Source organism: Nocardioides sp. HB32 (assembly GCF_054058995.1).
On record NZ_JBSSBS010000001.1, the window covers coordinates 3,189,048 to 3,210,325 of the forward strand.

Below are 21,278 nucleotides of genomic sequence, written 5' to 3' on the forward strand. Positions count from 1 at the left end.
CCTGACCCGCACGGTCCGGGCGCCTGAGAGGTTCCGGGGAGGAATTGCCCCTTCGGCGCTCCACCGGCCGTGCCTCACGGCCGACCGGCGAAGACTCTCCCGTGCGGGATCGTCAGCGGACCCAGCCTAGCCGATCGGTCCAGGCCCTCGGTGCGACTCAGCCGATCCTGCGGGCGCGTCGCGCGGCGAGCTCGTCGCCGGCGGTCGGCGCGTCGTCGGCCTCGGCGGTGCGCTCGCTGGGCAGCTCCGCGAGCGTGCCCTCGATCTCCTGCCAGACGCCGCCGATCGCGATGCCGAAGACACCCTGGCCGCCTTGGAGCAGGTCGATGATCTCGTCGTTGCTGGTGCACTCGTAGACCGAGACGCCGTCGCTCATCAGCGTGACGCGGGTCAGGTCGTCGGTGCCGCGCTCGCGCAGGTGCTGGACCGCCGTCCGGATCTGCTGCAGGGAGATGCCGGCGTCCAGCAGCCGCTTGACGACCTTGAGCAGCAGGATGTCCTGGAACGAGTACAGGCGCTGCGAGCCGGAGCCCTTCGCCCCGCGCACGGTCGGCTCGATCAGCCCGGTGCGGGCCCAGTAGTCGAGCTGTCGGTAGGTGATGCCGGCGGCGTTGCACGCGGTCGGGCCGCGGTAGCCGGTGTCGCTCGGCAGCGGGGAGACGTCGTCGGCGAACAGGAGACCCTGCTCCTCGGCCACCGCGGCGGCGTGCGCGGCCTCGACGTTCTCGGTGTGCTGCTCGTTCTCGTTCACGCGGTCCTCCGACGGCTATCCGTTGTGCGTAACACCGGGGAAGTAGTTACAACGGAGACACTTCAAGGTAGGTCCCCGATCGAGGACCGTCAAAGATCTCGGCGGCGTGTCGCAAACCCTCAACCTCTACTTGAGAGTGAGGGTTCCCGCTCATTCCGTCGGCGCGTCGAAGTCCTCGGGGGTGACCTGGTCGAGGAACTCGCGGAACTTCTCCACCTCGTCCTCCTGCTCCGCGGGTACGGCGAGGCCGGCCTCGTCGAGGACCTCCTCGGCGCACACGATCCGGCTGCCGGTGCGCAGCGCGAGCGCGATCGAGTCCGAGGGCCGGGCGCTCACCTCGGCGCCGGAGCCGAAGACGAGGGTGGCGAAGAAGACCCCGTCCTTGACGTCGGTGATGCGCACCTCGGCGAGCTCGTTGCCGGTCGCCTCGAGCACGTCCTTGAGCAGGTCGTGGGTCAACGGGCGGGGCGGCACCACGCCCTGCTGGGCGAAGGCGATCGCGGTGGCCTCGACGGCGCCGATCCAGATCGGGAGGTAGCGCTCCCCCGAGACCTCGCGCAGCAGCACGATCGGCTGGTTCGAGGGCATCTCGACCCGAACTCCCATGACATCGACTTCGCGCACGACACCACAGTACCCCCGGCGCGCGAGTCCATCGCCGGCCGTACTTCCCGGGCGATCGGGGCCGCTAGGACGAGCGCAACCCGATCTTCACGAGCGTCGCGTGCAGGCGGACGGAGAGGGCGGCGATCTCGGAGACGGCTTCCTCGGCCCGGGCCTTGGCGGACGGGTCGCGGCCGGCCTTGTGCGGTGCGATGACCTGGTCGACCAGCCCGACCTCGCGGTCGGCGGAGGTCTTGAACGCGCGCAGGTGCCGGGGCTCGAAGCCGAAGTCGGCCAGCTCCCGGGCGGTCTGCGCGACCACGAGCGCGTCGGTGTCGAAGTGGCCGGTCCGGGAGGCCGCGACCAACCCGAACTGCTCGAGCTCGGCGAGCAGCTGCTCGGAGATCTCCGCGATCTTGAGCAGCTCGCGCCGTGACAGCCGCACCTGGTCGTGCCGGCGGAACGACTCCGCGCTCGGCAGCCCGTCGGCGGCCAGCGCCACCTTCGGCACCGTGGGCACGACCGGGTCGATCGGGGGCGGCTCCATCCCGCGGTCGATGGCGTCCAGGTGCTCGCCGATCACGCGCAGCGGGAGGTAGTGGTCGCGCTGCATCCGCAGCACGTACCGGAGCCGCTCGACGTCGTCGTGGGAGAACTTCCGGTAGCCCGCGGGGGTCCGCTCGGGCTTGATCAGGCCCTTGTCCTCGAGGAACCGGATCTTGGGGATGGTGACTCCCGGGAAGTCCGGGCGCAGCCGGTCGAGGACCTCGCCGATGTTCATCCGCGCCCGGGAGGAGGCGGAGGGGCCCGAGGCCGCGGTGCTCATCGGCTCGCGTGCCCCGAGAAGAACACCAGGCGGTACTTGCCGATCTGGACCTCGTCGCCGTCCTTGAGCTGGACCCGGTCGATCCGGTCGCGGTTGACGTAGGTGCCGTTCAGGCTCCCGACGTCGCTCACGGTGAAGGTGTCACCGGAACGGTGGAACTCGGCGTGCCGCCGCGACACGGTGACGTCGTCGAGGAAGATCTCGCTGTCCGGGTGCCGTCCCGCGTTGACGACGTCGGCGTCGAGGAGGAACCGGCTGCCCGAGCCCGGACCGCGCTGGACGACGAGCAGCGCGTGTCCGGACGGCAGCGCGTCGACGGCGGCCGCGTCGACCGGGTTGAGCTGGCGGTCCGAGGTCTCGGCCTTGTCGCCGGTGCCGATCGAGATCGTCGCCGTCGCGTCGTCGGCGGCCTCGGTCGGCTCGGCCGGCGCCGCGGGCGCGGCGTCGGGCCTCACCAGGCGGGTGCCGCACTGGGAGCAGAAGCGCGCGTCATCGGGGTTCTGCTTGCCACACGCGGTGCAGAACGGCATCGGTCGGACCTCCGGACAAAACCCTCAACGCCGGGCTGAGGTTGATGGTTGCCCCGAACCTATCAGCCGGGGCACGGCGATCAAGGCAGGTTGACGGGTCAGGAGCCGAGCGTCGCCTGGTACGCCGCGGCGTCCATCAGGCCGTCGAGCTCGCTGCGGTCGGACGGGACGACCTCGAACAGCCAGCCGCCGGCGTACGGGTCGTTGTTGACCAGCTCGGGCGTGGCGTCGAGGGCGTCGTTGCGCGCGACCACCTCGCCGGACAGCGGCGCGTAGACGTCGCTCACGGACTTGGTCGACTCGAGCTCGCCGCAGGTGCTGCCGGCCTGCACGGCCTGGCCCACCTCGGGCAGCGAGACGTAGACGATGTCGCCGAGGGCGTCCTGGGCGTAGTGGGTGATCCCGATACGGACCGACCCCTCGTGCTCGCCGGGCTCACGGACCCACTCGTGCTCGGTCGTGTACTTCAGGTCGTCGGGGTACAAGGCGTCTCCTCGGGATCGGGCCGGACGGGGTGAGGCTACTGCGCATGGCCTACTGGGCCGGCGCGGGCGTGGCGAACTCCTGCTTCGACGGCTTGACGACGCTCTCGATGTCGAGCGACTGGAGCTCGTCGACGGTGATCGAGGCCCCGTCCTCGGCGAAGAGGTCGCGGGGACCGTCGGGGAAGTCGATGCCGGAGTCGGCGAGCGTGTGCGGGTCGCCGATGGCGTCGATGACGTACGGCGAGCTCACCAGCTGTCCGTCGATCAGCAGCCCGCCCGCGCGGCGTCCTCGACAGCGGTGTCGGCGACCACGCGGACCTGGCCGTTGACCTGGATCGCCTCGGCGCCGGCCGTGCGGAGCTCCTGGATGGTGTCGACCATGGTCTGCACGTCCACCTGGCCGGTCTCCTCGGTGACGGTGAGCCGGATGCCCGGCCCGGTGACCGGCACCAGGCCGGCCAGGATCGCGAGGTTGTCCGCCTGCTGCTGGGCCTGCGCCAGTGCCGCCTCACGGGCGCCGGTGTCCGACTGCAGGTCGTCGCGGGTGCGCTGCAGCCGGGTGATCTCGGACTCGGCGCGCTGGGTGGTGCCGGCCAGACCGTTCAGCACGTCGATCAGGTCCTGCTCGCGCAGGCCGGCGTAGGTGTTGTCGACCTGGGTGAAGCGCACCTGGGTGACCGCGGCGTACCCGAGCACCGCCAGCAGCACCGCGACCACGACCTGCCCACGGGTCGGTCGCAGCAGGGCGCCGCGGAGGCGCTCACGTCCGGTCGGGCTCTCGGGGCCCCGGGCGCTCGCGGGGCTCTGGGGGCTCTCGGGCACGTCAGGCATGGAACAGGTGTCTCCGGATCGCGGCGACGTTGGAGAAGATCCGGATCCCGAGCACGACGATGACGCCGGTCGAGAGCTGGCCACCGACGCCGAGCTTGTCGCCCAAGTAGACGATCGCGGCTGCGATCACCACGTTGCTCACGAACGACACGACGAAGACCTTGTCGTCGAAGATGCCGTCCAGGTAGGCCCGGAGGCCACCGAACACGGCGTCGAGCGCGGCGACGACGGCGATGGGCAGGTACGGCTCCAGGCCGAGCGGCACGTCCGGCTGGAACATGACGCCCAGCACGATGCCGACCAGGAGCCCGAGCGCGGCGATCACTGCGGCGCCTCCTTCCGGTGCTGGTTCTGGTTCTGCTCCGCGGTCCCCGCCTCGGCCGACCGCAGCCGGGCGATCCGCGGCGGAGCAGCGGGCAGGAAGAGCTGATCCGCATTGTCCATGCTCCAGGGGAAGCCGAGCGACTCGACCGTGTTCCGGAACACCAGCCCGCTCGTGGTCTGCATCAGGTTCGCCTGGAGGGTGTTCTCGTTGCCGATGGCCGTGATGACGTACGGCGGCGACAGCGACCTGTTGTTGACGCGGATCGCGATGCCGGAGTTGCGGATCGCGGAGCGCGCGGTCAGCCGGTTGCCGTTGACCGCGATCGCCTCGGCGCCGGCCTGCCAGAGCCCGTTGACCGCGGGCCGAAGGTCACGGTCCCGGACCAGGGTGCCGTCCGGGTTGTCGTCGACGGTGATCTTCACGCCCGGCCCGGTCACCGCACCGAAGCCGGTGCTGGCGGCCAGCCGCTGGACACGGGCCTCGGCGCCGAGCTGGTCGGAGGTCACCTCGTCGCGGTGCGACTGGAGCCCGACGTTGAGCTCGCGCAGCCGGACGATCCTCCGCTGCAGCTCGGAGAGGTTGGCGCGGCCCTCGTCGATCTGGGTGATGAGCGTCGTCCGGCTGGCACTGCGGACGTCCTCGCCCTGCTGGGTCTGGAGCGCGGCGACCGTGACGAGCACCCCGAACACCGCGACCACGACCGCGGCGATCCCGGACGTCCGGCGCTGGGCACCCGGCTCGAGGGCCTTGCGGTCGGCGACGTGGCGGTAGTCCTCGTCGAGGGACTGCTGCGTGATGAGCGTCAGCAGCGGGGTGTTGACCCGGTCGTTCGGCGGCGCGGCGGTGTCAGGCATCGGAGACCGCCGTACGACGCTCGGTCGTCCTCAGCAGGGTGCGGACCTGCCACGCGTAGAGGACGCCGGCCCACCAGTACAGCCCGATGCCCCAGATCGCGAACGCCCAGCCGAACACGTTGGCGAGCGTCGCGACGGTGCCGTCGCCGTCCCCGAGGAGCAGGAGGGGGAAGGCGTAGAGCAGGTTGAACGTGGCGGCCTTGCCCAGGAAGTGCACGGGCAGCGCATTGAAGCCACGGGTGCGCAGCAGCGGCACCAGCCCCCAGAGGAGCAGGTCGCGCAGCGGCAGCGAGAGCGCCACCCACCACGGGATCACCTCGCGCAGCGCGAGCCCCACGACGACGGCCAGGATGTAGAGCCGGTCCGCGACCGGGTCCAGGACCTCGCCGAGCGCCGAGGTCTGGCCGAGCCGGCGGGCGAGGTAACCGTCCAGGAAGTCGGTGATGCCCATGACCGCGAGCAGCGCGAGCGCCCAGCCGTCGGCCTCCGGACCGAGCACCAGCCACAGGAAGAGCGGCACACCCGCCAGCCGGAGCAGGCTGAGCAGGTTGGGTACCGTCCACACGCGCCGTGCCTGACTGCGCGTCGAGTCGTCCGCCACTGCCCGCCCGTCTGTTCTCCCTGGTCCCCTGCCGTCGCAACCTTAACGGCGGAGGGCTCAGATGGCGTCCTCGTGGTGCGCCGCGTCGCGGATCTCCCCGACGAGCTCCTCGATCACGTCCTCGAGGGTGGCCAGCCCGAGGGTCCGGCCCTCGCTGTCGACGACCCGCGCCATGTGCGCGCCGCGGCGCTGCAGCGTCTCGAGTGCGCCGTGCAGCGCCTCGTCCGCCGCCATCGGGGCGAACGGCCGGATCCACTTGTCGTCGATCGGCCGCTCCCGACGCACCTCGTCGGTCTCCAGCGCGTCCTTGATGTGCAGGTAGCCGAGGACCTCGCCGTCCTCCGTCACCGGGAACCGGCTGTAGCCGGTGGCCGCGCACAGCGCCTCGACCTCCGCCGGGGTGATCCCGCGGGGCACCGTCGTCAGCGTCTCGGGCGGCATCAGCACCGCCGACACGGTCTTCTCGGTGAAGCCGAGTGCGCCCGCGAGCCGGTCGTACTCGTCGGCCGCGAGCAGGCCCTCGCCCCGGGACTCCTCGACCAGGGCGGCGACCTCCTCGCGGGTGTACGTCGAGCTGACCTCGTCGGTGAGCCGGGCGCCGAGCAGCCGCAGCACGCCGCCCGCGACCCAGTTGATCACCACGACGATCGGCCGGAGGACCGTGACGATGCCCCAGATCGGCGGGCCGAGCGCCAGCGCCGCCCGGTCCGGGGCGGCGAGCGCGAGGTTCTTGGGGATCATCTCCCCCATCACCACGTGCAGGTAGACGACGACCGCGAGCGCGACCACGAACGACACCGGGTGCAGGGCGCCCTCGGGCAGGTGCAGCGCGTGCAGCACGGGCTCGACCAGGTGCGCGACCGCGGGCTCGCCCACCGCGCCGAGCACCAGCGAGCAGACGGTGATGCCGAGCTGGTTCACGCCGATGACCAGGGAGATGTTCTCCATCGCCTTGATCGTGGTCCGCGCCATCCGCGACCCGGCCTCGGCCCGTGGCTCGAGCTGGGTACGCCGCGCCGACACCAGCGCGAACTCCGCGCCGACGAAGAACGCGTTGCCCAGCAGCAGCAGGATGGCGACGACGATGGCGGTCCCGCTGTTCATCGGCCCTCGCCGTCCTCGGTCGGGGTGTCCAGCAGCCGCAGCCGGAGCCGGTCGATGCGCAGCCCGTCCATCCGCTCGACGGCGAGGACGGCCAGCCGCTGGGTCGGCTCGTCGGGGTCGGACCGGTCGGGCACCGGCACCTCGGCGATGTCACCGACCTCGGGCACCCGGCCCAGCACCTGCAGGACCAGCCCCGCGATGGTGTCGTAGTCCTCGTGGTCGGGCAGCTCGATCTCGGTGAGGTCCTCGACCTCGTCGGGACGCAGCAGCCCGGAGAGCGACCACGAACCGTCGCGGTGCTGGCGCGAGCTCGCGTTCAGCCGGTCGTGCTCGTCGGAGATGTCGCCGACGATCTCCTCGACGACGTCCTCGAGGGTGACGATGCCCGCGAACCCGCCGTACTCGTCCATCACGACCGCGAGCTGGAAGCTCTCGTCGCGCAGCTGGGCGAGCAGCGGGTCCAGCCGCAGGGAGTCGGGGACGACGATCGGCTTGGCCACCAGGTGCTTGACCCTGGTGGTGGCCCGCTCGCCGACCGGCAGCGCGACCGCGTTCTTGACGTGCACCGTGCCGACGACGTTCTCGTCGGCGTCGAGCACCGGGAAGCGCGAGTGGCCGGTCTCGCGGGTGAGCTCGATGACCGCGCTGGCGCGGTCGTTCGCCTCCAGGCTGACCGTGCGGACCCGCGGCGTCATGATCTCCCCCGCGGTGCGGGTGCCGAACTCCACGGACCGCTCCATCAGCTCGGCGGTCTCGACGTCCAGGGTGCCGAGGTCGGCGGACCGCTGGATCAGGGAGGCCAGCTCGGTCGAGCTGCGGGCCGAGCGGAGCTCCTCCTGCGGCTCGACCCCGACCCGCCGCACGAAAGCGTTGGCCGAGCCGTTGAGCACCTTGATCGGCAGCCGCACCGAAGCGGTGAAGCCGCGCTGGAAGCGCTGGGTCGCCCGCGCGACCTGCATCGGCTTCGCGAGGGCGAGGTTCTTGGGCACCAGCTCACCGAAGATCATCGTGAGCACGGTGCCGACGGTGAGACCGATGCCGACTGCCAGGGGCGTGACCGCACCGGCGGGCACGCCGGCCGCCTCGAGGGGGTCGTCGATCAGGCCGGAGATCGTCGGCTCGGCCAGGTAGCCGATCGCGAGGTTGGTGATCGTGATGCCGACCTGCGCGCCGGACAGCTGGGTCGAGAGCGAGCGGAGCGCCTGCTGGAGCCCGCGGGCACCGCTGTCACCCGCCGCGGCGGCCTGCGCGACGCTGCTCCGGTCGACGGTGACGAACGAGAACTCCGCCGCGACGAACACACCGCAGGCGGCGATCAGGAGCAGTGCCGCGAGCAGCAGCAGCCAGTCCGTCATCGGGGCTCTCCTCCGCGATCAGCCGGCGGGGAGAGCCGGGGACTTTGGGAGCCGTCCATGGGCTGGGGGTCGTGTCCTCACGGTGTGGGGGCGGTCGAGCCGCCACTCTACCGGGTCGAACATCGCCCGCCGCCGCCCCGCGGGCCCTACGCTTTCTCCCACTCCCCGCCACCGGGAGAGACTCGGGAGCCTCCATGACGACGTACACGCCGGCGCACTACCGCGGGCAGAAGCTGCTGCCGGCCGCCGCCCGGCACCTCGTCGGCCGCTTCTCATACGGCCTCACGCCGACGCTCGCGCGCCAGGTCGGCGCCGCCGGCGGGGCGCTGCGGTGGTTCGACGACCAGCTGGACCCCGGCGCTGTCGACGACGGCCGGGCCGACGAGCTCCGCTCGTGGTGGCCGTCGCTCTCGCGCAGCGCCACGGACATCTGGCACCGCCAGCGCGACGGTGTCGAGGGCGGCTGGGAGGTCATGGAGGACTACCAGCGCTGGGTGCTGCTGCGTCGCATCCGGTCGAGGCGGCAGGTCCTCGAGGCCGTGACCGAGCTGTGGGAGAACCACTTCAACGTGCCGGTCTACAACGACAACGCGTGGTTCTGGCGCAGGCAGTACGGCGACACGATCCGCGCCGGGGCGCTCGGCCGGTTCGACGACCTCCTGCACGCGGTGGTCACCCATCCGGCGATGCTGATCAACCTGGACAACGTCAGCTCCAGCGCTGCACACCCGAACGAGAACCTCGGCCGCGAGCTGCTCGAGCTGCACACCGTCGGTCGCGGCGAGTACGACGAGGACGACGTCAAGGGCTCGGCCCGGATCCTCACCGGGTGGAGCGCGGACATGTGGGACACCTTCGACCCCGTCTACCGGCAGAAGTGGCACGACACCGGCCCGGTGCAGGTCATGGGCTTCGCGGACCCGAACGCCGACGCCGACGGGCGCCCGGTGACGAGGGCCTACCTCACCTACCTCGCCCACCACGAGGCGACCGCGCGGCGCGTGGCGCGCAAGCTCGCGGTCAAGTTCGTGAGCGACGACCCGTCCGACGCGCTGGTCGCCCGGCTCGCGGCCGTGTACCTGGACAACGACACCGAGATCCGGCCGGTGCTCCGCGCGCTGGTGCGGTCGAGCGAGTTCGCCCGGTCGGTGGGCGCCAAGGTCCGCGACCCCGGCGAGGACGTCGTGGCGACGTACCGCGCCCTCGACGTGCGCCTCGATCGGCCGCCGGCCGGGGACGCCGGCGAGTCGTACGCCGCCAACCAGATCGTCTGGCAGGCGGACTCGATCGGGACGAAGCCCTTCGACTGGCCGCGGCCCGACGGCCAGCCGATCGACAACGACGCTTGGTCGTCGCCGTCGCGGATGCTCGCCACGATGAGCGTCCACATCGACATGGCCGGGACGTGGTGGCCGGACAAGGGCGCGACGTACCACTCGACCGCCTGGTGGGTGCCGCGCTACCCGATCCGCTTCGACGTGCTCGTCGACGCGCTCTCCCAACGGATCCTGCACCGCCGTTCGACCGCTCAGCTGCTCCAGGCGTGCTGCGAGGCGGTCGACGTCCAGCCGCGCGAGCGGATCACGAAGGACCACGGCCTGGTGAAGTGGAACTGGTACCGCCTGCTCACGACCTTCCTCGACTCCCCCGCCTTCCTGACCCGGTGACCGCCATGACCGACACCTTCTGCTGCGACGAGCTCGCCCGCCTCTCCCGCCGCTCGTTCCTGGGCGGCACGGTCGCGCTCGTCGGTGCGACCACGATCGTCGGCTCGGCCGCGATCACGACCTCCGCCGCCGCGCTGACGCCGGCGGCGTCGGTGCTCGTGGTGCTGTCGCTGCGCGGTGCCGCCGACGGGCTGTCGCTCGTCGTGCCGCACGGCGACCCCGTGTACTACGACGCCCGCCCGAGCATCGCCGTACCGTCGGACCGGCTGCTGGCGAAGGACGGCCTGTTCGGGCTGCACCCCGAGCTCGCGCCGCTGGTGCCGCTCTGGGACGCCGGCCGCCTGGCGGCCGTGCACGCGACCGGGCTGCCCGCGCCGAACCGCTCGCACTTCTCCGCGATGGAGGAGGTCGAGGACGCCGACCCGGGCTCGACGATCCGCAGTGGTTGGCTGAACCGGCTCGTCGGCACCGACGCCTCGACCTCACCGCTCCAGGGGTTCAACGCGGCGGGCGGTGTCGTGCCGACGTCGCTCTACGGGGTCCAGCCGGTGATGTCGGCCGGCACCGTCGACGACGTCCAGATCCCCGGCGACGACAAGTGGGACACCACCAAGGGGCGGCGCGCGTCGCTGCACACGCTGTGGGACGGCGACCGCACTCCCCTGGGCACGGCGATGCGGTCGATGTTCGGCGCGCTCGACGACTTCGCGCCGGCCCGCGAGACCGCGGACAACCGGGCGAGCTACCCCCGGACCGACCTGGGCCGTGCCCTCTCGGAGGTGGCGCGGGTGATCCGCGGCAACGTCGGCGTCGAGGTGATCACGGTGGACCAGGGCAACTGGGACATGCACGCCGACCTGGGCACCGCCGACGGCGGCTGGCTGAACGACAACGCCCGGGACCTCGCCACCTCGGTCGCCGCGTTCCTCGGCGACCTCGGCGACCAGGCGCCGAAGGTGACGCTGCTGACGATCAGCGAGTTCGGCCGGCGGACCGTCGAGAACGCCAGCCAGGGGCTCGACCACGGCTACGGCAACGTGATGCTCCTGGCCGGTGCGGGCGTCCGCGGCGGGACGTACTACGGCCGGTGGCAGGGCCTCACGAACGACCTCGACTCCGACGTCATGGTCACCACGGACTACCGCAGCGTGCTCTCCGAGGTGGTGCGGTACCGGTTCGGCGCCTCGACGGCCGCGGTGTTCCCTGGCTTCTCCCCCGAGTCCGTCGGCGTCATGACCTCGCTCTGACGCACCGCTGGACGAGAACACGTTCTCGTTGAGAGGGTGGCGGCGTGCGCGTCATCCAGTGGGCCACCGGCGGCGTCGGCAGGGCCGCGATCGAGAGCATCCTGCTGCACCCCGACCTCGAGCTGGTCGGCTGCTGGGTCCACTCCGAGAGCAAGCACGGGGTCGACGTCGGCGAGATCATCGGCACGCGACCCCTCGGCGTACTCGCGACCAGCAGCATGGCCGACGTGCTCGCCATGGACGCGGACGCGGTCGTCTACGCGCCGCTGGTCCCCGACCGCGGCGAGGTCGCCGCCCTGCTGCGCTCCGGCAAGAACGTCGTGACGCCGGTGGGCTGGTTCTACCCGACCGAGAAGGACGGCGCGCCCCTCGCGGCCGCCTGCGCGGACGGCGGGACGACGCTGCACGGGACCGGCATCAACCCGGGCGGCATCACCGAGCTGCACCCGCTGATGTTCTCCGCGCTGTCCTCCGCCGTGACGTTCGTGCGCGGCGAGGAGTTCAGCGACATCCGCACCTACAACGCGCCGGACGTCGTCCGCCACATCATGATGTTCGGCGGCAAGCCGGACGAGGCGATGGGCGGCCCCATGCTGGGGCTGCTGTCGGGTGGCTTCATCCAGTCCGCGCGGATGTGCGTCGACGCGCTCGGCTTCGCGGCGGACCCGCGCATCCGCACCTCCCAGCAGGTCGCCGTCGCCACGCAGCCGATCGAGACGCCGATCGGCGTGATCGAGCCCGGGCACGTCGCCGGCCAGCGGTTCGTCTGGGAGGCGTTCGTCGGCGAGACCTGCGTGGTGCGGATCGCGGTGAACTGGCTGATGGGCGAGCAGCACCTGGACCCACCGTGGAGCTTCGGCCCCCAGGGCGAGCGGTTCGAGGTCGAGGTGAAGGGCGACCCGGACTGCTTCGTGGTGATCAAGGGTTGGCAGCCCGAGACCGTCGAGCAGGGCCTGGCGCGCAACCCGGGCGTGGTGGCCACCGCCGTGCACTGCGTGAACTCGATCCCGTACGTCGTGGCGGCCGACCCGGGCATCAAGACCTACCTCGACCTGCCCCTGATCGCCGGCCGCGCGCACCCCGACCTCCGCTGACCCACCGCCGAGTCGGCGCAGTCTCAGTCCTGTCGATGCCGAGTCGGCGCCATCTCAGCCCTTGCGACGCCGAGTCGGCGCAGTCTCAGCTGAGACTGCGCCGACTCGGCGCTGGTCAGTGCTCGGCGTACGTCGCCGACATGTCGAGGTTGCCGTGGCCGGCGTCGACCGCGCGCTGGAAGTGCTCGCGGATCCCCGGCATCAGTCCCAGCGACGTGCCGGCCGCCGACGCCGCCTCGAGCACCAGCCCGGTGTCCTTCAGCGCGCCGGACAGCGCGAACGCCGGGTCGAAGGCGCCCTCGAGCATCGCCCGGCCCTTGCTCTGCACGTACGGCGAGTCCGTGGCGCCGCCCTCGACCGCGGAGAGGAACAGCGCGGGGTCGAGGCCGAGGTCGCGGGCCAGCGCGAGCGACTCCGCCACTCCCTCGACGACGGTGAAGACCCAGGCGTTGGCCACCAGCTTCAGCCGCGAGCCGTCCCCGGCGTTCTCCGAGACCCAGAGCGTGCGGTTGCCGATCGCGTCGAACACGGGCGCCACGGCGTCGCGCACGTCGGGCGGTCCGGAGGCGAGGACGACGAGCGCGCCCGCCTCGGCCGGCTGCCTGGTCCCCAGCACGGGCGCGTCGACGTACCGGACGCCGAGCTCGTCCGCGAGCGCGGCGAGCCGGGCCGCGCCCTGGACGCCGACGGTCGCGCTCTGCACCCAGACGGCGCCGGGTGCGAGCGACTGCTTCGCCGACGCCATGGTCTCGGCCGTCGACTCCTCGTCGAACAGCATCGTGACGACCACGTCGGCACCGGAGACCGCGTCGCGCACCGAGGACGCGACGGACGCCAGGTCCGCGAGGGGCTCGGCCCTCGAGGAGGTGCGGTTCCAGACCCGGAGGGGAAGCCCGGCGGCCGCGAGGTTGCGCGCCATGCCGGCGCCCATCGTTCCGGTGCCGAGCAGGGCGACGGTCGGAGCAGCGGTCATGGGCCCGACCGTACGTCGGACCTGCAACTCACCTGGCGCGGTGGCCGGTGTCGCTGCTGACCTGCTGGATCACCGACTGCTCGTCGTGACCCAGGTGGTCGAACGCGTGGTTGGCGTCACTGAGCTGCACCATGGTGCAGAGCGCCGCAACGGCGATCACCGCCGCCGCCGCGAAGGCGTGCAGGATGTCTCGCATCGAAGTCCCCCCAGACCCTCGTGATGCAGGTGAAGCGTGTTCCTCCCCTGTTCCCCATGCTGGCACAGCGCGCGAGGAACGGCGGCACGCACGCCGGCATCTTGCGGATGCCTAGAGGTACGGCGACGTGCGTCAGACCACCTTGTTGAGGCGACCGACGGCCTCCTCGAACTCCGCCACCAGCGACGCGACCACGTCCGCGACCGGGCGCACCTCGTTCATCCGGCCGACGATCTGGCCGATCGGCATCGAGATGACGTCCGGGTCGCCGGAGGCGTTGATCCGGTTGTGCGCGTCGGAGACGAGCAGGTTCTGCAGCGGCATCGGGAGCGGCTGCGGCGCGCCCTCCTCGGCCCAGGCCTCGGTCCACTTCGTCTTCAGCAGCCGGGCCGGCTTGCCGGTGTAGATCCGGGTGCGCACCGTGTCGGAGGAGGTCGCCCGCGTGAACGCCTCGGTCCAGCCGGAGTTCGACTGCAGGTTCTGGTACTCCTCGGTGCCGAGCCAGATCGAGCCGGTCCACACGCCCTGCGATCCGAGCGCTAGCGAGGCCGCGATCTGCCGGCCGGAGCCGATGCCGCCCGCGCCGAGGACGGGCACGTCGGGACCGACGGCGTCCACGATGTCGGGCTGGAGCACCATGCTCGCGATCTCACCGGTGTGGCCGCCGGCCTCGTAGCCCTGGGCGACGATGATGTCGACGCCGTTCTGCACGTGCGACAGCGCGTGCTTGGCAGCGCCGGCCAGCGCGGCGACCTTGAGGCCGTGCTCGTGGCACTTCTCGATCACGTCGACCGGCGGCGAGCCCAGCGCGTTCGCGATCAGCACCGGCCGGTGGTTGAGCGCGACGTCGAGGTGGGAGCGCGCGACCGAGTGCAGCCAGCCCAGGACGCCCTCGCGACCCTCGCCCTCCGGCAGCGGGGGTACGCCGAGCTTCTGCAGCGTCCGGTCGACGAAGTCGATGTGGTCCTGCGGGATCATCGCCTTCAGGTCGACCGACTTCCCCTCGGTGGGGATCTTCATCGGCATCACGATGTCGACGCCGTACGGCTTTCCGTCGGTGTTGTCGTCCAGCCAGCTCAGCGTCTGCTCGAGCTCGTCGGTGTCGTTGAACCGCACGCAGCCCAGTACGCCGAGGCCGCCCGCGCGGGACACGGCCGCCGCGACGTGCTCGGACGGGGTGAACGCGAAGATCGGGTACTCGATCCCGAACTCGTCACACAGCGGGGTGCGCATCGCTCACACCACCGTCGTCGGGTGCTTGGCGGCGAAGCCGGCGACGGCCAGCTCCTTCGCGCGTGGGTACTGCGCCTTGCCGGCGGCGTTGCGCGGGATCTCGTCCACCAGCGTCAGCGCCCGCGGGAGCTTGTAGCCGGAGAGGTACTCGCGCAGGAACGAGCGCAGGTCCTCCAGCTCCAGTGACTCGCCGTCGCGCAGCTCGACCACGGCGGCGACCGCCTGGCCGTACTTCTCGTCCGGCACCCCGACCACGAGAACGTCGTACACGGCCGGGTGGTTCTTGATCGCCATCTCGACCTCTTCGGGGTAGACCTTCTCCCCGCCGGTGTTCACGCAGTTCGAGCCGCGCCCGAGCAACGTGACCCGGTTGCCCTCCTCGATCCGGGCGAAGTCACCGGGCACCGAGTAACGCTGCCCGTCGATCTCGAGGAACGTCGCCGCGGACTTCTCGGGGTCCTTGTAGTAGCCGATCGGCACCGAGCCGCCCCGACCGAGGCGGCCCACCTTGCCCACGTCGGTCGCGGGGTCGAGCAGGCGGTTGTCCTCGTCGAGCACGATCGTGGCCGGACCGATGCCGACGACCGGGCCGTCCGGGCTGATGTTGTTGGGATCGCCCAGGCCCATGCCCTGGAAGCCGGTCTCCGTCGCGCCGACGGAGTCGGTGAAGATCGAGTTCGGGAACGCCGCCATCCAGCGCGACTTCACCGGAGGGCTGAAGATCGCCGCGCTGCTGGAGATCGCGACCAGGTTCGAGCAGTCGTAGCCGCTCCCGGCGCTCAGCTTGTCCTCGTAGGCCTCGATCAGCGGGCGCGCCATCGCGTCGCCGGTCATGAAGATGAGCTGGACCTTCTCGCGCTCGATGATCTCCCAGGTGCGGACCGGGTCGAACTTGGGCTCGAGGACGGTCAGGTGGCCGGCGAACAGGTGCATGAGCAGGCCCGACTGGGCGCCGCCGTGCATCAGCGGGCTGAGCGGGAACGTGGTCATCCGCGGGTCGGTCGCCTGGCGGGACTGGGAGTACTCGTCCTGCGGCTCGCCGCTGTAGAAGTCGATGCCCCCGCCGAGCACACGCCACCAGTCCTCCTGACGCCACATCACGCCCTTGGGGAAGCCGGTCGTGCCGCCGGTGTAGATGATGTGGATGTCGTCGGGGCTGCGCTCGCCGAAGTCGCGCGCCGCACTCTGGCCGGCGAGGGCGTCGCGGTAGTGGACGCCGCCGTACGACGAGTAGTCCGACCGGTCGTCGGGGTCGAGCGCGTCGTCGACGACGACGGCGACCTGCAGCTTCTCGTGCTTGTCCCAGCACGCCGCGACGAGCGGGGCGTAGGAGCGCTCGTGGACCACGGCGACGACGTCGGCGTTCTCGAAGAGGTAGTTGAGCTCGCCCTCGACGTAGCGGTAGTTCACGTTGATCATGACCGCGCGGATCTTGACGATCGCGAGCATGGCGACGACGTGCTCGATGCTGTTCTTCGCATAGATCGCGACGTGGTCCCCCGGCTGCACTCCGTGCGCCTGCAGGTAGTGGGCGAGCCGGTTGCTGTCGGTCTCGAGCTCGGCGTAGGACACGACCCGGTCGCCCACCTTCAGGGCGGCGTTGTCGGGCGCGGCGTCGACGGCGTGTTCGAAGAGGTCGGCGATGTTCAGGGCCACGCCGCGAGACTAGAACACGTTCTCGTTTTTGGCTAGCATCGCCGGCATGACCTCACCCGAGTCGGAGGCGGCCCCCCACTGCCTCGTCGAGCAGGACGGCCACAAGCTCGTCGTCACGATGAACCGGCCGGAGGCCCGCAACGCGCTCTCCGGCGAGATGATGGCGATCATGGAGGAGGCCTGGGACCGGGTGAACTCGGACCGGGAGATCCGGGCCTGCATCCTCACCGGAGCGGGTGGCTACTTCTGCGCCGGCATGGACCTCAAGGCGGCCACCGAGCGATCGCCGGACGAGAGCTTCAAGGCCGGGTTCGACCCCTCGGTGATCAAGGGCCTGCTCAAGGGCTTCCGGCTGACCAAGCCCCTGATCGCCGCCGTCGAGGGCCCGGCGGTCGCCGGCGGCACCGAGATCCTCCAGGGCACCGACATCCGGATCGCCGGCGAGTCCGCCCGGTTCGGGGTCGCCGAGGCGAGGTGGAGCCTCTACCCGATGGGCGGCTCCGCGGTCCGCCTCCCCCGGCAGATCCCGTACACCGTCGCGCTCGACCTGCTCCTGACCGGCCGGCTGGTCCGGGCTGCCGAGGCCAAGGAGATCGGGCTGATCGGCCACGTCGTCCCCGACGGCGAGGCGCTCGCCAAGGCGCACGAGATCGCCGACCTCATCTGCGCCAACGGCCCGCTCGCCGTGCAGGCCATCCTCAAGACGGTCCGGGACTCCGAGGGCAGGCACGAGGCGGACTGCTGGGCCGACGACGCCCGCGTGGGCATGGCCGTCTTCGCCTCCGAGGACGCCAAGGAGGGCCCGCGCGCCTTCGCGGAGAAGCGCACCCCGAGCTTCCAGGGCCGCTAGACCGCCCGCGCCGGCCCGCCTCGAGGACCCGCGCTGCGTCGTACCCGTGCGATTCCGACCGCGCACCTGAGAGAATCCCCGCGTGCCGTGGCCGAGCTGGGACCAAGCAGCGATCGCTGCCGCCATCAGCCTGGCGATCTGGTGGGCGGTCCGGCTCCGCCCGAGCCGGATCACCGCCCACGTCGCGCCGGTCGCGCAGGAGTTCGCGCTGATCGCGGCGCTGTACGCCGTGTGGCGGCTGGCCCGGATGCTCCCCCTGGCGACGACCACGGGCGCGATGGCGCGCGGCCGCGACGTGGCGAGGATCGAGCACGCGCTGCACCTGCCGAGCGAGCTGTCGCTGCAGCACTTCGTGCTGGGCCACGACTGGCTGGCCTCGGCGACGTCCTGGTTCTACGCGACCGTCCACGTGCCGGCGCTGCTCGCGTTCCTGGTCTGGCTGTTCTTCCGGCACCGGGACCAGTACCCGCACTGGCGCAACGGGCTGGTGTTCCTCACCGCCGGGTGCCTGGTGATCCGGTTCGTGCGGGTCGCCCCGCCGCGCTTCTACCCCGACCTCGGCTACGAGGACCTCGGCCGCCACTTCGGGATCTCCGTGTACGGCGCGGACGTCCAGCGAGGCGTGTCCGACCAGTTCGCGGCGATGCCGTCGATCCACGTCGGCTGGGCGGCGGTCGTGTCGTTCGGCATCATCGCGGCGAGCACGAGCGTCTGGCGCTGGTTCTTCCTGCTCCACGTCATCGTGACGACGCTCGTCGTGTCCGCGACGGCGAACCACTGGTGGCTCGACGGCGTGGTCGCCGTCCTGCTGCTGCTCGGCGGGCTCGCGGCCGACACCGCCGGCCGCCGCCACCTCGCCAGCCGGCGGGAGCTCAGCCGACCGCCCGGTCCCCCGTCCAGAACTGAGCCCGCAGTGCCTTCTTGTCCGGCTTCCCCAGTCCGGTGAGCGGCAGCGAGTCCGCCACGATCACCTGCTTGGGGGCCTGGACCGAGCCCTTCCGCTCCTTGACCATCTGCTGGATCTCCTGGGTCATCGTGGCGATCGACGCCTCGTCGCGCGCGGCGTCGGACCGGAGCACCACGATCGCAGTGACCGCCTCGCCGAACTTGTCGTGGGGCGTGCCGATGACGCCCACCTGCGCGACCGCCGGATGCTCGGCGACGACGTCCTCGACCTCCCGGGGGAACACGTTGAACCCGCCGGTGACGATCATGTCCTTGGTCCGGTCGACGATGTACCAGAAGCCGTCCTCGTCCTCGCGGGCGACGTCGCCGGTGTGCATCCAGCCGTCGCGGAACGTCTCGGCGGTCTCGTCGGGCAGGTTCCAGTAGCCGCCGGCCAGCAGCGGCCCGGCCACGCAGATCTCGCCCGGCTCCCCGACCGGGACCGGCTTGCCGTCCTCGTCGAGAAGCGCCGTACGGACGAACGCCGACGGCCGCCCGCAGGAGGCGAGCCGGCGGTCGTCGCCGCCGACGTGGTCCTCCCGGGCGAAGTAGGTGATCGCCATCGGCGCCTCGGACTGGCCGTAGTACTGGGCGAAGATCGGGCCGAACCGCTCGATCGCCTCCTTGAGCCGGACCGGGTTGATCGCGGACGCGCCGTAGTAGACGGTCTCCAGCGAGGACAGGTCCCGGGTCCTGCTGTCCGGGTGGTCCATGAGCGCGTAGAGCATCGACGGCACCAGCATCGTGGCGGTGATCCGCTGCTCCTCGATGGTCTTGAGCACCTCGGCCGGGTCGAACTTGGGCAGCACGTAGAGGCAGCCACCCTTGAGCACCGTCGGCACGAAGAACGCGGCGCCCGCGTGCGACAGGGGCGTGCACATGAGGAACCGGGGCGACTCCGGCCACTCCCACTCGGCCATCTGGATCTGGGTCATCATGTTCATCTGCCGGGACAGGCCGATCACGCCCTTGGGCCGGCCGGTGGTGCCGCCGGTGTACGTGATCGACACGATGTGCTCGGGGTCGAGGGTCTGCGCCTCCAGGGGGCAAGGATCGAAGGACGCCGCGGCCGCGACGAGGTCCTGGCCGACGTGGGCGAGCTCCTCGGGCACCGGCCCGATGGTCAGCACCTTCTCGAGCTTCGGGCACTTCTCGAGCAGGCCGAGCACCCGCTCGACGAACATCGACACCGGATCGATCGTGATGCTGGTGATCTCCGCGTCGTTGATCACGTAGGCGTGGTCGTCGAGCGAGCCGAGCGGGTGCAACGAGGTGCGCCGGTAGCCCTGCGTCTGGCCGGCGCCGAGGATGAAGAGCACCTCAGGGCGGTTGAGGGCGAGCAGCGCCCCCGCCGTACCCCGGCCGGCGCCGAGGGCCTCGAAGGCCTGGACGTACTGGCTCATCCGCTCCGCGGCCTGCCCGCCGGTGATGGTGGTGTCGCCCAGGTACATCACGGGCTTGTCGCGGTGCCGCTTGAGGGCGGCGACCATCAGGTGACCGTTGTGGGTGCCGAGGCGCATGTCGTCCGACGTCATGCGCCGAGACTAGAACGTGTTCCAGTTCCACGCCAGTGGAAGGTGGTCGTCGGCCCGGAACGTTCGCCGGATGAAGCGGACCCTGGCGCTGTGGGTAATCACGGCGGCCGCGGGTACGGGAAGGGGAACATCCGCCTGCCTCGGCGACCGGTTCCGGGGCTCTGCCTGTGGGAGGTCAGTGTGAGTACGCACAAGGTCGGGTTCTTCGTCGGCAGCCTGTCGTCCAGCTCCATCAACAGGGTCCTCAGCAAGGCTCTGATCCGCCTGGCGCCCTCGGAGCTCGAGCTCACCGAGATCCCGATCGGCAATCTTCCGCTCTACAGTCCGGACTTCGACACCGACTACCCGCCCGAGCCAGTGGCGCTCAAGGAGGCGCTCGCCGCGTCGGACGCCGTCCTCTTCGTGACCCCGGAGTACAACCGATCCATCCCGGGCGCCCTGAAGAATGCCATCGACTGGGCTTCCCGGCCCTGGGGACGCAACTCGTTCGACCACATGCCCGCAGCGGTGATCGGGGCGTCCCCGGGCCAGATCGGGACGGCCCTCGCCCAGCAGAGCCTGCGCGCGGTGCTGAGCTTCTGCAACGCCCGGCAGATGACCGCTCCGGAGGCCTACATCAACTTCCGTCCGGGACTCTTCACCGACGACGGAGAAGTCACCGACGAGTCGACCGCGGCATTTCTCGCGGACTTCATGCAGGAGTTCCACATGCACACCGAGCGCGTACTCACGGTGATTCCGCGTTCCTGAAGGGACCTCCGGGTGGGACGCGAGCGCGGCGCCGGGGGGCCGGCGCCGTCTTCAGCGACGTCTCGACACGTGACGCCGGGTCATCCCGAGGCCAGGAGCACCACGTCGACGAGTGCGATGCCGACGGCGGCCAGGAACGGCGCTCGTCCACGACCGGTGAGGGCGACGATGACCAGCGCCGCGACCGCCGCAAGGGCGGCGACGGAGCCGACCCTCGCGAGGCCGGTGCCGATCGCTACAACCAGCGAGCCAGCGGCCAGGACGGCCGTCGCGACCGCCGGCAGCCGCCGAGCACCGATCCGGTGCGGCAGGCCGTGCACCCCCGTCGCCTCGTCCTCTGCGAGGTCCGGAAGCACGTTGACCAGGTGCGCACCGACCCCGAGCAGAGCGCCCGCAGCGGGCATCCACCACGGCGGCAACCGGCTGGGCTCCCCGGCCAGGCTCACGAACACCACAAGGGCACCGAAGGAGAATGCGTAGGGAAGCCAGGACCAGACCGTCGACTTGAGCCAGAGGTTGTAGGCCCAGGCGGAGGCGACCGCCAGGATGTGGACGACGCCGGCGGCCCAGCCGCAGGCGAGGGAGAGCGGCACCAGCGCGGCTACCGCCGACCCGCAGGCGAACCGGACCGCCCGAGCGCTGACCGCCCCGGTCGCCAGCGGCTTGTCCGAGCGCGCGACGACCCGGTCCCGGTCCCGGTCGACCAGGTCGTTGCACCACCCGACGGAGAGCTGTCCGGCGAGCACGGCCAGGCCGACCAGCACCGTCCGGCCGAGGGACAGGTCGGCGCCGACGGCCAGCAGCAGTGCGAGCACGACCACCGCCGACCCCGGTCCGGGGTGGGCGGCACGCAGCAGCGCAGGCACG

At 71.3% G+C, this 21,278-nt stretch carries 24 protein-coding genes and 1 riboswitch; of the genes, 6 read left to right on the forward strand and 18 right to left on the reverse strand.

All coding sequences use genetic code 11. The features are described 5' to 3' along the window. Position 1: 1 nt before the first annotated feature. Positions 2–112: riboswitch (glycine riboswitch) on the reverse strand. Positions 113–157: 45 nt separating this feature from the next. From ACVW2K_RS16105 to ACVW2K_RS16160, 12 genes are all read right to left on the reverse strand, one after another. Further along, positions 158–751 carry a MerR family transcriptional regulator gene (locus ACVW2K_RS16105; RefSeq protein WP_028638221.1) on the reverse strand — a complete coding sequence of 198 codons (594 nt, stop codon included), beginning with the start codon at positions 749–751 and terminating at the stop codon, positions 158–160. Between the two features lie 150 nt (positions 752–901). Next, on the reverse strand, positions 902–1,375 hold the full coding sequence (locus tag ACVW2K_RS16110) for a bifunctional nuclease family protein (protein ID WP_028638220.1): 474 nt from the start codon (positions 1,373–1,375) through the stop codon (positions 902–904). 64 nt (positions 1,376–1,439) lie between these two features. Beyond that, positions 1,440–2,180 (reverse strand): transcriptional regulator FtsR, encoded by a 741-nt coding sequence (gene ftsR, locus ACVW2K_RS16115; RefSeq protein WP_028638219.1) that lies wholly within the window; start codon positions 2,178–2,180, stop codon positions 1,440–1,442. Continuing rightward, positions 2,177–2,710, reverse strand: coding sequence for an FHA domain-containing protein (locus ACVW2K_RS16120; RefSeq protein ID WP_028638218.1), 534 nt, complete (start codon positions 2,708–2,710; stop codon positions 2,177–2,179). The genes ftsR and ACVW2K_RS16120 overlap by 4 nt, the downstream gene beginning before the upstream one ends. Before the next feature lie 98 nt (positions 2,711–2,808). Next, positions 2,809–3,195 carry a glycine cleavage system protein GcvH gene (gcvH, locus tag ACVW2K_RS16125; RefSeq protein ID WP_028638217.1) on the reverse strand — a complete coding sequence of 129 codons (387 nt, stop codon included), beginning with the start codon at positions 3,193–3,195 and terminating at the stop codon, positions 2,809–2,811. Between the two features lie 49 nt (positions 3,196–3,244). Beyond that, the gene (locus tag ACVW2K_RS16130; RefSeq protein WP_457203200.1) at positions 3,245–3,445 is read right to left on the reverse strand and encodes a DUF881 domain-containing protein; all 201 of its coding nucleotides are present in this window, start codon (positions 3,443–3,445) and stop codon (positions 3,245–3,247) included. A 14-nt stretch (positions 3,446–3,459) separates the two neighbouring features. Then, on the reverse strand, positions 3,460–4,017 hold the full coding sequence (locus ACVW2K_RS16135) for a DUF881 domain-containing protein (RefSeq protein WP_457203201.1): 558 nt from the start codon (positions 4,015–4,017) through the stop codon (positions 3,460–3,462). Between the two features lies 1 nt (position 4,018). Next, a complete protein-coding gene (locus ACVW2K_RS16140) occupies positions 4,019–4,351 on the reverse strand; it encodes a small basic family protein (protein WP_028638216.1) in 333 nt (110 codons plus the stop codon). Then, the gene (locus ACVW2K_RS16145; protein ID WP_457203202.1) at positions 4,348–5,205 is read right to left on the reverse strand and encodes a DUF881 domain-containing protein; all 858 of its coding nucleotides are present in this window, start codon (positions 5,203–5,205) and stop codon (positions 4,348–4,350) included. Before ACVW2K_RS16145 ends, ACVW2K_RS16140 begins: the two co-directional genes overlap by 4 nt. After that, complete coding sequence (locus ACVW2K_RS16150; protein ID WP_028638215.1) at positions 5,198–5,806, reverse strand: CDP-alcohol phosphatidyltransferase family protein; 609 nt, start codon at positions 5,804–5,806, stop codon at positions 5,198–5,200. The genes ACVW2K_RS16145 and ACVW2K_RS16150 overlap by 8 nt, the downstream gene beginning before the upstream one ends. 57 nt (positions 5,807–5,863) lie before the next feature. Beyond that, on the reverse strand, positions 5,864–6,910 hold the full coding sequence (locus ACVW2K_RS16155; protein WP_457203203.1) for a hemolysin family protein: 1,047 nt from the start codon (positions 6,908–6,910) through the stop codon (positions 5,864–5,866). Continuing rightward, positions 6,907–8,265 (reverse strand): hemolysin family protein, encoded by a 1,359-nt coding sequence (locus ACVW2K_RS16160; protein WP_457203204.1) that lies wholly within the window; start codon positions 8,263–8,265, stop codon positions 6,907–6,909. The genes ACVW2K_RS16155 and ACVW2K_RS16160 overlap by 4 nt, the downstream gene beginning before the upstream one ends. A 194-nt stretch (positions 8,266–8,459) precedes the next feature. Here ACVW2K_RS16160 and ACVW2K_RS16165 point away from each other — a divergent pair, with 194 nt between their 5' ends. The 3 genes from ACVW2K_RS16165 to ACVW2K_RS16175 are packed head-to-tail and all read left to right on the forward strand — an operon-like array spanning position 8,460 to position 12,273. Beyond that, positions 8,460–9,932, forward strand: coding sequence for a DUF1800 domain-containing protein (locus ACVW2K_RS16165; protein WP_457203205.1), 1,473 nt, complete (start codon positions 8,460–8,462; stop codon positions 9,930–9,932). A 5-nt stretch (positions 9,933–9,937) separates the two neighbouring features. Next, positions 9,938–11,179 carry a DUF1501 domain-containing protein gene (locus ACVW2K_RS16170; protein ID WP_457204082.1) on the forward strand — a complete coding sequence of 414 codons (1,242 nt, stop codon included), beginning with the start codon at positions 9,938–9,940 and terminating at the stop codon, positions 11,177–11,179. Between the two features lie 44 nt (positions 11,180–11,223). After that, entirely contained in the window at positions 11,224–12,273 is a 1,050-nt protein-coding gene (locus ACVW2K_RS16175; protein WP_457203206.1) for an NAD(P)H-dependent amine dehydrogenase family protein, read from the forward strand. 115 nt (positions 12,274–12,388) lie between these two features. Here ACVW2K_RS16175 and ACVW2K_RS16180 read toward each other — a convergent pair whose 3' ends face one another. The 4 genes from ACVW2K_RS16180 to ACVW2K_RS16195 all read right to left on the reverse strand — a co-directional run bounded on the left by ACVW2K_RS16180 (position 12,389) and on the right by ACVW2K_RS16195 (position 16,331). Continuing rightward, on the reverse strand, positions 12,389–13,246 hold the full coding sequence (locus tag ACVW2K_RS16180) for an NAD(P)-dependent oxidoreductase (RefSeq protein WP_457203207.1): 858 nt from the start codon (positions 13,244–13,246) through the stop codon (positions 12,389–12,391). A 28-nt stretch (positions 13,247–13,274) separates the two neighbouring features. After that, complete coding sequence (locus ACVW2K_RS16185; RefSeq protein WP_155992168.1) at positions 13,275–13,442, reverse strand: hypothetical protein; 168 nt, start codon at positions 13,440–13,442, stop codon at positions 13,275–13,277. Between the two features lie 132 nt (positions 13,443–13,574). Then, positions 13,575–14,675, reverse strand: coding sequence for an NAD(P)H-dependent flavin oxidoreductase (locus ACVW2K_RS16190; RefSeq protein ID WP_028638210.1), 1,101 nt, complete (start codon positions 14,673–14,675; stop codon positions 13,575–13,577). Positions 14,676–14,678: 3 nt separating this feature from the next. Continuing rightward, on the reverse strand, positions 14,679–16,331 hold the full coding sequence (locus ACVW2K_RS16195; protein ID WP_028638209.1) for an acyl-CoA synthetase: 1,653 nt from the start codon (positions 16,329–16,331) through the stop codon (positions 14,679–14,681). 46 nt (positions 16,332–16,377) lie between these two features. On the opposite strand from ACVW2K_RS16195, the gene ACVW2K_RS16200 reads away from it, so the two are divergent. Beyond that, on the forward strand, positions 16,378–17,181 hold the full coding sequence (locus ACVW2K_RS16200) for a crotonase/enoyl-CoA hydratase family protein (protein ID WP_457203208.1): 804 nt from the start codon (positions 16,378–16,380) through the stop codon (positions 17,179–17,181). Between the two features lie 82 nt (positions 17,182–17,263). Continuing rightward, entirely contained in the window at positions 17,264–18,127 is an 864-nt protein-coding gene (locus tag ACVW2K_RS16205; RefSeq protein WP_081790530.1) for a phosphatase PAP2 family protein, read from the forward strand. On the opposite strand, the gene fadD8 is transcribed toward ACVW2K_RS16205, so the two are convergent. Then, positions 18,054–19,661, reverse strand: a complete 1,608-nt coding sequence (gene fadD8 / locus ACVW2K_RS16210; RefSeq protein WP_457203209.1) for a fatty-acid--CoA ligase FadD8 — start codon at positions 19,659–19,661, stop codon at positions 18,054–18,056. The genes ACVW2K_RS16205 and fadD8 overlap by 74 nt on opposite strands. A 180-nt stretch (positions 19,662–19,841) precedes the next feature. Here fadD8 and ACVW2K_RS16215 point away from each other — a divergent pair, with 180 nt between their 5' ends. Next, on the forward strand, positions 19,842–20,411 hold the full coding sequence (locus ACVW2K_RS16215) for an NADPH-dependent FMN reductase (protein WP_028638206.1): 570 nt from the start codon (positions 19,842–19,844) through the stop codon (positions 20,409–20,411). Positions 20,412–20,491: 80 nt separating this feature from the next. Here the strand turns inward: ACVW2K_RS16215 and ACVW2K_RS16220 are convergent, their stop codons facing one another. Beyond that, positions 20,492–21,277, reverse strand: a complete 786-nt coding sequence (locus ACVW2K_RS16220) for a UbiA family prenyltransferase (protein ID WP_036570797.1) — start codon at positions 21,275–21,277, stop codon at positions 20,492–20,494. Position 21,278 lies beyond the last annotated feature (1 nt).

Excerpts from the sequence above, each read along its gene's own strand:
- ftsR (WP_028638219.1), bottom strand. The coding sequence starts at position 2,180 with ATGAGCACCGCGGCCTCGGGCCCCTCCGCCTCCTCCCGGGCGCGGATG.
- ACVW2K_RS16120 (WP_028638218.1), bottom strand. The coding sequence starts at position 2,710 with ATGCCGTTCTGCACCGCGTGTGGCAAGCAGAACCCCGATGACGCGCGC.
- ACVW2K_RS16145 (WP_457203202.1), bottom strand. The coding sequence starts at position 5,205 with ATGCCTGACACCGCCGCGCCGCCGAACGACCGGGTCAACACCCCGCTG.
- ACVW2K_RS16155 (WP_457203203.1), bottom strand. The coding sequence starts at position 6,910 with ATGAACAGCGGGACCGCCATCGTCGTCGCCATCCTGCTGCTGCTGGGC.
- ACVW2K_RS16160 (WP_457203204.1), bottom strand. The coding sequence starts at position 8,265 with ATGACGGACTGGCTGCTGCTGCTCGCGGCACTGCTCCTGATCGCCGCC.
- ACVW2K_RS16165 (WP_457203205.1), top strand. The coding sequence starts at position 8,460 with ATGACGACGTACACGCCGGCGCACTACCGCGGGCAGAAGCTGCTGCCG.
- ACVW2K_RS16170 (WP_457204082.1), top strand. The coding sequence starts at position 9,938 with ATGACCGACACCTTCTGCTGCGACGAGCTCGCCCGCCTCTCCCGCCGC.
- ACVW2K_RS16180 (WP_457203207.1), bottom strand. The coding sequence starts at position 13,246 with ATGACCGCTGCTCCGACCGTCGCCCTGCTCGGCACCGGAACGATGGGC.
- ACVW2K_RS16185 (WP_155992168.1), bottom strand. The coding sequence starts at position 13,442 with ATGCGAGACATCCTGCACGCCTTCGCGGCGGCGGCGGTGATCGCCGTT.
- ACVW2K_RS16190 (WP_028638210.1), bottom strand. The coding sequence starts at position 14,675 with ATGCGCACCCCGCTGTGTGACGAGTTCGGGATCGAGTACCCGATCTTC.
- ACVW2K_RS16200 (WP_457203208.1), top strand. The coding sequence starts at position 16,378 with ATGACCTCACCCGAGTCGGAGGCGGCCCCCCACTGCCTCGTCGAGCAG.
- fadD8 (WP_457203209.1), bottom strand. The coding sequence starts at position 19,661 with ATGACGTCGGACGACATGCGCCTCGGCACCCACAACGGTCACCTGATG.